Origin of the sequence: Streptomyces plumbidurans, from assembly GCF_019857225.1 — a bacterium.
GTDB lineage: Bacteria > Actinomycetota > Actinomycetes > Streptomycetales > Streptomycetaceae > Streptomyces > Streptomyces plumbidurans.
Map to the genome: position 1 here is coordinate 88,198 of NZ_JAFJSY010000010.1, position 12,040 is coordinate 100,237.

Here is a 12,040-nt window from a genome sequence, read left to right on the forward strand (position 1 = left end):
CCGGCTACATCGGCGTAGTCACCGTGACGTGCTCTCCCGTGCCCAGGTGGAGCATGCCCTTGCCCGGGGTGATCGGGCCGCCGACCATGCTGCGGTTGGTGCGGATGCCGATGAGCTCGCCGGAGCCGGACTCCTGGGGCGAGAGCAGGATGCCGCGACGGGCCTTCTTGGCGTCGACCTGCCAGCCGGAGAAGCCCTCGCAGATCTCGTCCTCGTCGCCCGCGATGACGACCGCGAGACCCTCCTCGGTGCCGCGTTCGACGATGCGCTTGAAGACGTCCTCCGCGTCGCAGTCGTCGAGGACCTCGGCGTCGTCGACGAGGACCACGACCGGGTCCTCCGGCTTGGCCGTGTCGACGAGTTCCGTCAGCTCGTCCTCGTCCACGTCACGGCCGGTGAAGACCTTCAGCACGCCTTCCTGGCCGTCGAGTTCACGCAGCGGCGACGGGCGGGGCGCCGCGACGACGAGACGTACGCCCTTGGCGAGGTAGGAGCGGGCGAAGCTCAACAGCATGGTGGAGCGGCCGGACTTGGCCGGGCCGCCGATGACGAACGCCGGGACACCCTGGGCCAGATCGGGCCCGTAGGCGGCCAGTTCGTCGCCGCCGACGCCCGCGAGGGCCCACAGCGGGGCGGACGTCGTCGCCGGGTCGCGCATCGCCCACGCGTCCTCGAAGGAGATACGGCCGGGCAGCACATCGACGCGGAAGGGGCGCAGTGGGCGCGGGACGGAGGCGTCCCGGGCGGCCGCGGCCTCGCCGATCGCGACCAGCGCGGCGTTCTGGCCCTGGCCCGTGGTGTCCTCGGCGAGCAGCGCGAACTGCGTCTCCGCGGCGGTCTCGGCACGGAACGCGCGACCCGGCGGGATCTCCTCGGGCACCTTGCGGGCATTGATGTCCAGCATCGAGAAGTCGGCCCGGTCGGCCAGCCGCAGACCGTACTTGTCCTCGGTGAGGGAGGAGATGCGGCCCGCGAGGAGCTGGCGGTCACCGGTGATGACGACATGGATGCCGACGCTGGCGCCCTCACGCATCATCGCCATGATCTGGTCGGTCAGATCACCGTGGTTGTGCTCGCCGAGCGTGGGCAGCCAACCCTCCCAGCGGTCCAGCAGGACGACGATGTGCGGCAGCCGCTCCTCCGCCGCGACGGCGGCGCGCTGCTCGCCGATGTCGGCGAAACCGCGGTCGGCGAGCAGTTCCTGACGGCGGCTCAGCTCGCCGGACAGCCGGCCGACCAGCCGCTCGACCCGCTCCAGCTGGTTGCGGCTGACGACCGCGCCGCAGTGCGGCAGCCGGGTCACCGCGTTCAGGGCGCCGTTGCCGCAGTCGATGCCGTAGATGTGCACGTCCGCACAGGAGTTGGTGCGGGCCAGCGAGCCCGCGATGGTGCGCAGCACCTGCGAGCGGCCGGTGCGCGGGGCACCGGCGAGGATGAGGTGGCCGAAGGTCGCGAAGTCGACGGCCACCGGGCGGCGGGCCTGGTCGGCGGGCAGGTCCTCGATGCCGTACGGGGCGGCGGGCAGCGCACCCTGGCTCTGCGGGACCGGGACCTCGTCCAGCAGCAGCGTCTCGTCCAGCGCGGGCAGCCACGGGGAGTGCTGCGCCGGGATGCCGAGGGCCGTGTTGGCCTCCCGGACGGCGTCGACCAGGACCTTGAGGTCGGTGATCTCGTCGTCCTCGCGCGCCTCGGACTTGGGCTTGGTGAGCGCGGCCCGGCCCAGGTCCTGCCAGGACAGCGGACCGGCCCACGGCGCGAGCGTCGCCGGGTCGGCGGCACCGGGCCTGCGGCCACCGACGCGGCCCGACTGGAACGGGACCAGCGAGGCGTGCCCGAGGCGGACGTAGGCACGGCCCGGTGTGCTCTTCGCGATGTGCCCGGCGTCGGGCGCGTCGATGACGTCGGTCGACTCACCGGCGTCGGTCACGCGCAGCGCGATACGGAGGTTGGTGTTGGCGCGGATCTCGGGGGAGACGACGCCGGACGGCCGCTGGGTGGCCAGCAGCAGGTGGATGCCGAGCGAACGGCCACGCTGGGCGATGTTGACCAGACCCGTCACGAAGTCCGGCAGGTCGCGCACCATCGAGGCGAACTCGTCGATGACGATGAGCAGTCGGGGCACCGGCGGGTGGGAGGGATCCCGCTTCACCAGGTCCTGGTAGTCCTCGATGTCCTTGGCGTCGGCGGCGGCGAGGATGTGCTCGCGCCGCTTGAGCTCGGCGCCCAGCGACTCCAGGGCGCGCTCGACGAGATGGGCGTCCAGGTCGGTGACCATGCCGACGGTGTGCGGCAGCTTCACACAGTCCTTGAACGCCGAGCCGCCCTTGTAGTCGACGAGCACGAACGTCATGTTCTCGGGCGTGTTGGCGACCGCGAGCGCCGCGACGATGGTCTGCAGCAGCTCCGACTTGCCGGAACCCGTCGTACCGGCGATCAGACCGTGCGGCCCGTCCCGGCGCAGGTCGATGCCGAACGCACCGTCGTACGACTCGCCGATGACGGCCATCGTCGACTGGCCGCCCATCCGCCACCGCGCCGCGATCGCGTCACGCGTCGGCGGCTCCAGCTGGAGCACGTCGAGGAGCCGGCTGGAGCCGGGCAGTGCGGAGTCCTCGGTCTCGCCGCTGATGTCGCGCAGCGGGGACAGGGAGCGGGCGAGCCGGGCGCACCAGGCCGGGGAGACGAAGTCCGGCCGTACGTTCTTCTTGCGCAGCGCGCCGGTCTGCTCGACACGCAGCCGCAACTCCGGGACGGCCTTGGTGTGTTCGTCCGCCTGCTGGGCGGCGGGATGCCAGGCCTGGAAGGAGGGGAAGCCGCCGGCCGACTGCTGGGCGGCGGGAGTGAGGGACTTGCTGTTCTCGGCCGCGGGCCGCGGCTCGGCGACGACGAAGGCCTGGCACTCGCCGGGCAGGAAGCGCTCCTCCTCGTCCAGGCAGAGCGCGTAGATGGCGACCGCCGGGCCCTCCCGCAGCAGTCGTACGACACCGGGCATGGACCGAAGCCGCCGCGAGCCGTCCCAGACGACGACGATGTCCGGGTCGGAGAAGGCCGGTCCGTCGTTCTTGCCCCGCCCGCCCTGCTGGAGGGCCTTCTGCCGGGCGTCGAGCAGCTGCGTCAGCTCGCCGACGCGCGCGGCCACGGTCTCGGAGTCCGTGCCGATCAGGATGTTGACGTCCTGGCCGCTCGCCGGACGGGCGTGCGGCAGCCAGCGCACCCAGTCCCAGCGCTGGTCGGCCTCGTTGTCGGTCAGGACGTAGAACTGCACGTCCATCGGGCTGTGCAGGACGGCGGTCTGGGCGACGGCCCAGCGGCCGAGGGCGGGCGCGGAGTCGCCGGGGCCCGCGACGCCGATGACACCGAGTTCCCGCAGGGGCAGCGCCACGGGGGCGTCCTCGATGTACCAGCGGACCTTGCGCTTGTGCTCGTCCTGCTCGGGGTCGTCGAGCTCCACCTCGGAGGGGACACGGCCGGTGCCGAAGCGCAGGAGGAGATGGTCGGCGTCGGTACGTCTGCGCTCCCACAGCCGGGTGCGCGGGCCGGTGGCGGTGGCGAGGACGGCGGCGGGGTCGGGGACGGCCTGGCGGCGGTCCGTCCGCTCGGTGACCAGCGCCTCCTGCGCGTCCTTCTCGATCCGCTCCTTGTGCTCCTGGTACTCCTTGCGCTGCTTGGCGTGCGACTTCCGGCCGTGCTTCTTGTCCATGAAGTAGTTGCCGAACAGCATGACCGGGCTCATCACGGCCATGATCAGGTAGTACCAGCGGTGGAACATGAACACGGACACCACGGCGCCGACCAGCGGCAGCAGCGCCATCAGCCAGGGCAGCGGACGTGCCTCGTAGTCGCCGGGCGGGTTCGGCAGCGAGAACGACGTCTGCCGCTCGGCGGGCCGCAGCCGCGGGGGCCGGTTGTAGTCGAGACCGGCGCCGTCGTCGGACCACTTGAGGGCGGCGTTGGGCGGGGAGTAGGGGGCGAGCTCCAACAGGGTGTTGCCGAGCCCGAGTTGGCCGCCCAGCGGCCAGTCGCCGCCGTCGAACTCCTCGCCGTCCAGACGGGGGGAGTCCTGATCGCCGGAGGTCTTGCCGGAGTTCTCGCCGGTGTGATCGCCGCTGTTCTCGATGCCGTGCAGGGCGACCTGGCAGGCGCCGTCGATGGCGATGGAGAGCGTGGCGGCGCGGGCGGGGAGCTCCGGGTCGTCGATACGGATGTGGTCGGCGGGGCCGTTGCCGATGTCGTACCGCCCCACGCCCAGCCGGTGCAGGGCGCCGGCGGCCGGCCCGCCCGCCACCCGGAGCTCGACGACGCCGGTGGGCTCGCCGAGGATGCATCCGGCGGGGTCGTGCAGGCTGACGACGACGCCGTCGCGCAGCGGTGAGCCGACGACGGTGGCCGAGGGGTCGACGGCGTATCCGTCGACGTAGGCCAGGGGGGAGCCGGAGCCGCCGGCACCGCCGCGATGCGCGCCGATCGGGATGATCTGCGCACTGTCGCCCAGGCCGACGTGGCGCGCCAGCTCCTGGGCGATGTCACCGACGGTGGACTCCGGATCGGCGTCGAGCACCACGTCGGCGCTGGCACCCCCGAGAGGGTCGACGACGGTCAGACTCAGGCGCACGCTACGTCCCCCAACACACCGAGACCACTGAAGGCAGCGGGACCACCGACCACAGTGGGACCCGTACCACTGACCACAGTGGAGTCATCCAACACAGTGAGAGTGACCTTAGCCGCCCATGCTTTCCCGGATGCAACGGGATGTGTGCCGGTTCACGAATCCCTCTCATGAGGGCCCTGTGGCCCCACGGGCCACACCCGTAAGATCTTTGCTCATGCGGACGGTCGTCGGACGACCGTGGACCCGCACGAACAGCGCCACGGGGGAAGGCCCTGCGGCCACATGAACGGGAGGGAGCCGTCATGGCAGGCAAAGACACGGACCTTACATATGCCGAGATGGAAAAGGTCGCGGGTGACCTGATCAAGGACATGCACGACCTGGAAGACAAGATCAAGAACGTCGAGAAGCGCGTCAGCGCGCTGGTGGAGAACGGCTTCACCACCCAGAAGGCCTCCGGAGCCTACGACGACTCCATCAAGACCTTCACCAAGGGTGCGTCGAAGACCATCCAGGGCCTGCACGGCCTGTCCGACTTCCTGAAGAAGGCCAAGGAAGCGTACGAGAACCTGGACGAGCAGCTGGCCAAGCAGGCCAAGAGCTAGGTCTTGTCACTCGGCTGAGGGTTCGTGGGGCGTCTCCGGGGTTGGGTTCCGGGGGCGCCCCACCGCTCTGCCGCCGTCGGGCAGCTCCTCCAGCGGATCGGCGAAAGACACCGTACGGAGGATGGCGCCCATCATGTCGATGAAGCGGGGCCAGTACTCCACAGCCGCCGTGAAGAGGGTGAATACGGCCGTGAACGGGCCGGTGGGAAACGGGACATGAACCTGGATCTGTGCGGTCACGAGATCCGTCGCCTCACCGCTCACCGTCACTTCCGGGTTCAGCCAGAGCTGACGCCAGGTGACGCAGGAGACCGCAGGGCCGCACGGCAGATCCAGCCATTGGACTTCGTCGTGTGGGTCGGTGGAGAGGGTCGCGAGAATCCCCTGCGCGACCACGTCAACCTCACCGTCGCTCTGGTCGGTGGGCACGGCGGCCAGAGTGAAAACGCATTGGGCCGCACCGTTGGAGAGGTCATGCCTGACCGCGTCCCCGTCCGGTGTCAGCTCCTCTTCGGACGTGGAGAACAGCCCCATCGCAGCGTAGGAGACGCCCGTGTCCTCCATGAGTTCTGCGATCGCCGTGAAGTAGGGGGCGGCTGGATCCCACACGGCTTCGTCGCCGCGGGAATACAGCTCTCGTACGAAGGAATCGGCTAGTTGTGCTCGTTCGTCCGGAGTGGCGGCCAGTGGGAGCGCGAAGAACCCTTCAGGAGCGAGGAACCATATCGGCGGGGGCTCGGTGGTTGAAGGGGCGAGTGGTACGGGTGACGTCATCAGGGTGGACCGTTCAGGGCGTGGTGGTGTGGGTCGAAGGGGGGTCAGAAGTCCTCGGGAAGAAAGTCGTCGATATCGACTTTTCGCCCAGAGGTGTCCATGGTCATGGTTACTTCCGAAGCCCCGAAGGCCGACGTGAAGTTGCTCGGCAGAAGGATATCCACGCGCATTCGACCAGTCGGATTTCTGGCGACGATGGGCGAGACGGGTTCCGGCATCTGATGCTGTGCGGCGAAGTCTTCAACGGTTGCCCGCTGTTGCGGAGTCAGTGACTCCAGAGGGATCAGCTCGCGCGGCGGTACCAGATACCGCATGAGTGAAGCACGCCAGACGGAACTCAGCCTACACCACGAGCCGTCCACAAACTGGACCTTAAAATCATACCCGTCCTTGAAGTTTTTGAGCTCAATGCTCTGGATGTTGGAACGGGGGCATTCCCAGAGCAATTCGTCGTCGATCAGCTCCAGATTCTTCTTGTGATAAGGAAGGCCCACGACCACCAGCCTGCGGCTGGTGACGATCAGGTGAGTGCGGTAGTGCTTCTCGTCCGCGCGCCCGGGGTCCAGCTGCCAGGGAAGAGTCCGTGCGAGGGTGCCGGCCTCGGCCCACATGACAGGAAAGTCGTCCACCTCATCGGCCGGCTCGTCCGGGGTGCGTGAACCCTTGCTTTTGGCGTGTCCGCCGCCGCTGATGTTGCCCCCGGCGGAGCTGAGAAAGGCCAGGATGGCCGCGCCCACGGCCATCGCGGCGGCCTTCAAGGATGTGTGGGCCGCCACGCTGCCCGTGGAGCGGGCCGTGTAGGAAGGGCCCTCGGGCCACCCCGGCAAATCGTGCTGAATGTCGTTGCGCTGAGGGTCACGGAACCAACGCATACCCCTGACACGAGTCGCAGCGCCGGTGGCGAAGGCCACGGGGGCGCGGGAAAGAAGCATTTCCCTCGGTTCGGGCTGCCAAATCTTCATTGCTCTACGGCCTTCCTCATACGGCACCCTTGTCCTTCCGGTCAGTCGCCGGAAACGGCCTGCGCAATAGGTGTGGCAATCTTGGGCGCGATCTTCATGCTGCCATCGATCGCCCTGCCCAGGCCGCTGATGGGATCCACACTGAACTTCGTGAACGTGTTGATGCCCTTCGTTCCCAGCCACTGACCTTCTCGATAGCCAGCATTGACCAGGCCTCCCATACGCGACGCCAACCCGCTGGTCTCATGTGAGATCTCGTAGACGGATCTGGACGATCCCCCGATTTTCACCAAACCGGCCTTGCCGATCCCACCGGACAGTCCCTTCGAAGCCTTTCCCATCGCGAACAGGATGCGCGACCTGCCCAGGCTCGTGTACTTGAACCCCGTACCGAGCAGCTTGGTGGTAGCTGATGCCGTCGCCTCGGCTGCCTCGGCGCTCTCGCCGGCGACCTTGATTCCCTTGCCGAACATACCGATGCCGGGCATCAGGCCCAGCGCATCCGTACCGAGCGTCATCCAACTCACGTCCGCGCCTGCGGCCTTGGCGATTCCGTGGGCCGCCAGGGCGAGCCCACTGCCGATCAGCGCGGCCGTGCCGAAGATGGCTGCGAGAGGAGGGAAGGGGAGCGTGACGATGGCCAGCATGCCCAGCACCGCCGTGATGTCGCTGAGCACGTCGCCGATCATCTTGATCAGGTCGGCATGGTCCTGGAGCCAGTCACCCGTGGCGTCCCACGCGTTCGCGATCCCGCTTCCGAGCTTGTCCCAGAACCCGGGCTCGTCCGGCGCGATGTCGCCGGCCTTGTCCAGCTCCTTGCTGATCTTGCGGGCGGCCTGCCGGTACTCCTCCTCCAGGTCGTGGACCCGTTGGATGACGCCGTCCACCGCGCTGGAGGCCTTGCCGAGTTCGTCGCTGCCCTTGCCGTCGCCCTTCTGGTCGGCTTTGGCCTGGGCATCCGCCTTGGCGCTGAGCTTCTCCCCGGCCTCCTTCTCCAGCCGGTCCGCTCGCTCCTGGAAGCCGTCCAGTTGGTTGGCCCAGTGATGCAGCGCGCGCGAGGCTTTGTCGAAGGAGTCGTGGCTCTTGCGGATGAGGGGGGTGACGTCCTGGCCGACGTAGTCGGTGAAGGCGATCGCGGTCTTGCCCTTCCAGGCGCCGCACTCGATCCGTTCCAGTTCGCTCAGCGCCGTGCCGAGTTCACCCGCGAGCTTGCCGATCTGTTTGGCGAGTTCGCGGGTGTCCTCCACGTTTCCCGGAGTGGGGTCCCAGCCGATGTGCGGGAACGCGGGCCGCTGCCCTGCCACGTCAGGTGTCCTTCTTCTTCGGAGCCTTGAGGGACTGGGCGAGGTCCAGGTCGAGCTTGCCGAAGCTCTCCCCGATCTTGTTGATCATCTTCACGGCACCCTGGGTGTGCTTGCCGAGCTGCTTGATCCCGTACGCCCAGTCGTCGGCGAAGTCGTGCACATCGTCGATGAGCTTGCCCTCGCCGACGGCAGAGGCGTCGGTTCCCTTGAGGGTGCGGCGGGCGGTCTCCATACGGTCGCTGATGGAGGAGAAGGTCTTCTTCAGATCCTGGAAAATCGTGTCTTCGAGGCGCAGGTCGCTCATGTCAGGTCCGGTCTCTACGCGAACGGATCACGCGTCCGCAGTCGCGGCGGGCGGGACAACGGCAGATTGCATGCGGCTCTTCACGGCGGACTCCCCCATGTAACTGAAGTTCTACTAGAGCACGAACGTTATCCGCGGGGTTCCTGATTTCGCCAGGGCGAACTACACAGCGAACCGGCTCAATTCGGGCATAGTGGGCTTCATGGGTGTGGAGGACGTGTGTCGATCACGCTTGGTCCTACCGCTGTACGCGGGCCGTGAGGTCGCGCCGGTTTGGCGGGATGCCGCACTGCCGACTCGGTCCGCCTGTGCGGTTCTGGGCTCGTGGAAAGGTGCCGTTCCGGAGCATGGCGAACAGCAACGGGAGCTGGGCCACCCTGTGCTGGCATTGCTGCTAGAGATCGCCCGGCTGTGGCTTGGCCGTTTCTCCCGAGGGGCCCATCAGGATCGAGTGCGTCTCGTGGACGTCCTTGGACGCCTTTGACGGAACGCGCACCTCGACCATGAGGATTCCGCTGGGCAGGCGGGTGAGGGACGGGGGCTGGGCGTTGGCCGGGAGTTCGGCCAGGAAGCGGGTCAGGCGGTCGCGCTGGCCGCTGGTGAGTTCGCTCGGGGGGACGGCCTGGACCTGCCCCGAGAGCAGTTGGCACAAGCGCTCGGCGCTGTCGGGGTTGCCGGCGAACAGGCGGATCCAGGACTGGTCGGCGAAGGTCAGGCGTACATCGGCCTCGAGCTCGCTGTACTTCATCCGCCTGGCACCGGTCAGGGAGTCGCGAGGGTACTCCGCGAGGACGTCGGCCTTGGCTAGTGTGCCGGTCTGGGTGCCGAGGAAGAGCAGCCGGCGGCTAGTGAGGACGAGGTCGGTGGCGTAGGCCTTCGGGCGGCGGGCCGGGTCGAGTTGCCAGGGGGCCGTACGTGACAGGCTGCCCGGCGCCGCCCACATGACAGGGAAGTCCTGGACCTCGTTCTCCGGCTCCTCCGGCTTGCCCCGCACGGGCACGTCACCGAAGGGCGATCCCGAGGCTCCGCCGATGTTGGCGATGAGGTTCGCGATCAGGGGGATCCCCACCATGAAGGCCCGCCCCGTGCGCTGCGCGGCACGGTCCCCGGTCGAGTGAAGGGAGTAGGAAGGGCCTTCGGGCCAGCCCGGCAGTTCGCTCTGAATGTCGTTCCGCTCGGTGTCCCTGAACCACCTGGACCCCGAGACGGCAGGGGAGACACCGGTGGCGAACCTGGCCATGGTGCGAAGCTGCAGGTCTTCGTCGGCGCTGGGGTACCAGTCCATCTCTACGTCACTTCTCCACGGAGGAATTCGATTCGATCAGTCGGACTGACCCTCTGCACCGGCCGGCGACGGGAACTCCACCGAGCCGACGATTCCCGCAACGGCCTGCGAGAACTCGTCCCACTGTTCCACGGAAGCGGTGTCCAGGGTGAACACCGCGGTGTACGGGCCGGACGAGAACGGAACGTGCACCTGGATCTGTCCCATGACGAGCTCCTCGTCCTGGCCCGACTTGGTGTACGCACCGTCCACGAGCAGCTTGCGGAACGTGACACCGCAGACCGCAGGGCCGCACGGAAGATCCAGCCAGGTCACCTCGCGCATCGGGTCCTCGAGCAGGATCGCCTGGATCCCTTGGGCGACGACGTCCTGGTCGTTCTCACCCGACTCGAAGACCGCGACCGTGAGCGAACAGTGCGCCACCCCGACGCCTGGGCGCGTTCGTCGTCAGCGGTTGACGGCCTGGATCTCCTGGACGGTGACGTTCTGGGTGGCGCCGAAGGTTCCGTCGGGGAGGTTGTCGCCGGTTCCGTCGGAGCCGGTCCAGTGGATCTTCCAGGTGATGGTGGCCTTGAGCGGGTAGGTGCCATTGCCGGAGGAGCGCAGGTACTTCACGCCGCACGGCGGGGTCTGGTCGGCCTTGCCCTTGGCGTACGGGTCACCGATCCGGCCGTTGTGGATCTCACAGACGCCGGAGGCGGGGTAGGTCTCGGCGTCGGTGGTGCCGGGTTCGATCTTCAGGGAGACCGGTTCGGCCGTGGTCGTCGCGGAGATGTCGAGTGCCGGGATGGAGGCGGTGACCGAGACCGGCTTGAACGCGGCGCCGTCCAGCCATGCCCAGGTGGGCAGGTTGACCTTGGTCGCGTTGGCCGGGGCTAGGGTCACCTTGGTGCCGGGTACGCGGATCTCGTTGTACGCGAGTTCACCCAGGACCTTGGGGGTCACGGCGTTCTCGATGTCGGCCGGTGGCGGATCACCCTTGTCCACCCAGAAGAAGGGTTTGTTGCACTTGTCCCAGCCGGGCGGGAAGCTCTCGTTGACGTACGAGTCCCACCAGTAGCCGTTGCCGGTCTTCTCCTTGTTGAAGTCCTTGTACGTGCCGGGTTCCTTGCCGCCGTCCTCGTACTTGTTGCGCTGTTCCAGATCCCACTGGGACCCCGTCGATTCGGCCTGCCAGATCGGCTCCAGGTAGTCCTTGAGCCCCGCGGGGGAGTACTTGGGCGCGTACCAGCAGGCGGGCGGGGTCCAGGAGGTGGTGGAGGTGACGGGGCCGGCGGAGGGGCCGGTGCCGTTCTTGGAGCGGTCGTAGACGATGGTGCCGACGGTCGACGAAAGGGTTCCGTCGTCTGACGCGTCTCCAGAAGTGGTCGTGTCCGAGCCGCCGCCGATCGAGCCTCCGCCGCCAGGACGGTCGGCTACGGCGGCGGGTGCCGAAAGCAGACAGATTGATGATGCAAGAACTGTCGCCACGATGCCGTGGCGCAGTCGGATCACGGCTGGCATCGGTCGGCCCCCCGCACGGAAACGATCTTCACCATTTCCCAGATCCCCTTCGAGTTCTTCTCGACTTGCACGCCGTAGGAGACATAGCTGTTCTTGGTCGCCTTGGTTTTCTTGACCTTGCCCGTCTTGATGACCTTGTTGTAGCCCTTGCTCTCATCTCCGCAGTAGGTGAGCGACGCCTTGTTCTTTGACTCGACGGAGACCTGTCGGTCGAAGTAGCGGACGGTGCCAGTGACCGTCAGCCCTGCATCCACAAATGACTTGACCCACTGCTGAGCCGTTACGGCGCCCTCGCCCTCTGTGTAGTACTCCAGAGCCGGGAGCCTGGGATTCTGGGCGCCGATGGCTGCGTCGATCGCGCGGATGAGTTCCGCGTTGTCCTTGAGGATCGCGTCCTTGCTTGGATCGCTTACCTGCTCAGGATTGAACGTGAGCGTGTCACCCGCCGGCAGTTTGATCTGCGGGCGATCAGTTGAGGTCGAAGCCGACGAGCTCGGCGATGCCGAGGCCGAACCTCCCTGATCCGCGCCAGCGATCTTGTCATTGGCCTTGGGGCTGTCGTCCCCGCCCCCGCAAGCCGTCAGCAGCAGGGCTGCGGTCGCGGCGAGCGCGGTGGCAGCGGGCAAGGTGCGGTGCTTCACAGTGGTGGGCTCCCCGTGAGACTGAAGTTCGGCAAGAGCACAGACGGTAT

At 67.7% G+C, this 12,040-nt stretch carries 10 protein-coding genes; 1 reads left to right on the top strand and 9 read right to left on the bottom strand.

From position 1 onward, the window contains the following. Positions 1-4: 4 nt before the first annotated feature. Positions 5-4,612 (bottom strand): FtsK/SpoIIIE domain-containing protein, encoded by a 4,608-nt coding sequence (locus JYK17_RS09015; RefSeq protein WP_108014471.1) that lies wholly within the window; start codon positions 4,610-4,612, stop codon positions 5-7. 302 nt (positions 4,613-4,914) lie between these two features. Between JYK17_RS09015 and JYK17_RS09020 the strand changes: the two genes are divergently transcribed. Next, positions 4,915-5,217 (top strand): WXG100 family type VII secretion target, encoded by a 303-nt coding sequence (locus tag JYK17_RS09020; RefSeq protein ID WP_108014472.1) that lies wholly within the window; start codon positions 4,915-4,917, stop codon positions 5,215-5,217. Positions 5,218-5,223: 6 nt separating this feature from the next. Here JYK17_RS09020 and JYK17_RS09025 read toward each other — a convergent pair whose 3' ends face one another. The 8 genes from JYK17_RS09025 to JYK17_RS09060 form a co-directional block, all read right to left on the bottom strand. Next, positions 5,224-5,781 (bottom strand): hypothetical protein, encoded by a 558-nt coding sequence (locus tag JYK17_RS09025; protein ID WP_222810154.1) that lies wholly within the window; start codon positions 5,779-5,781, stop codon positions 5,224-5,226. Positions 5,782-6,035: 254 nt separating this feature from the next. Beyond that, positions 6,036-6,953: a hypothetical protein gene (locus JYK17_RS09030; protein ID WP_108014473.1), complete on the bottom strand. Its 918-nt coding sequence runs from the start codon at positions 6,951-6,953 to the stop codon at positions 6,036-6,038. Between the two features lie 41 nt (positions 6,954-6,994). Beyond that, the gene (locus tag JYK17_RS09035; protein ID WP_108014474.1) at positions 6,995-8,257 is read right to left on the bottom strand and encodes a hypothetical protein; all 1,263 of its coding nucleotides are present in this window, start codon (positions 8,255-8,257) and stop codon (positions 6,995-6,997) included. Position 8,258: 1 nt separating this feature from the next. Further along, entirely contained in the window at positions 8,259-8,561 is a 303-nt protein-coding gene (locus tag JYK17_RS09040; RefSeq protein WP_108014475.1) for a hypothetical protein, read from the bottom strand. 394 nt (positions 8,562-8,955) lie between these two features. After that, positions 8,956-9,846: a hypothetical protein gene (locus tag JYK17_RS09045; RefSeq protein WP_222810155.1), complete on the bottom strand. Its 891-nt coding sequence runs from the start codon at positions 9,844-9,846 to the stop codon at positions 8,956-8,958. Between the two features lie 36 nt (positions 9,847-9,882). Then, entirely contained in the window at positions 9,883-10,269 is a 387-nt protein-coding gene (locus JYK17_RS09050; RefSeq protein WP_234547967.1) for a hypothetical protein, read from the bottom strand. A 24-nt stretch (positions 10,270-10,293) separates the two neighbouring features. Then, positions 10,294-11,349, bottom strand: coding sequence for a hypothetical protein (locus JYK17_RS09055; protein WP_108014477.1), 1,056 nt, complete (start codon positions 11,347-11,349; stop codon positions 10,294-10,296). Further along, entirely contained in the window at positions 11,337-11,990 is a 654-nt protein-coding gene (locus JYK17_RS09060) for a hypothetical protein (protein ID WP_108014478.1), read from the bottom strand. The genes JYK17_RS09055 and JYK17_RS09060 overlap by 13 nt, the downstream gene beginning before the upstream one ends. Positions 11,991-12,040 lie beyond the last annotated feature (50 nt).

Coding starts and splice junctions, on each gene's coding strand:
- JYK17_RS09030 (WP_108014473.1), bottom strand. CDS start 6,953: ATGAAGATTTGGCAGCCCGAACCGAGGGAAATGCTTCTTTCCCGCGCC.
- JYK17_RS09040 (WP_108014475.1), bottom strand. CDS start 8,561: ATGAGCGACCTGCGCCTCGAAGACACGATTTTCCAGGATCTGAAGAAG.
- JYK17_RS09025 (WP_222810154.1), bottom strand. CDS start 5,781: ATGGAGGACACGGGCGTCTCCTACGCTGCGATGGGGCTGTTCTCCACG.
- JYK17_RS09020 (WP_108014472.1), top strand. CDS start 4,915: ATGGCAGGCAAAGACACGGACCTTACATATGCCGAGATGGAAAAGGTC.
- JYK17_RS09055 (WP_108014477.1), bottom strand. CDS start 11,349: ATGCCAGCCGTGATCCGACTGCGCCACGGCATCGTGGCGACAGTTCTT.
- JYK17_RS09045 (WP_222810155.1), bottom strand. CDS start 9,846: ATGGACTGGTACCCCAGCGCCGACGAAGACCTGCAGCTTCGCACCATG.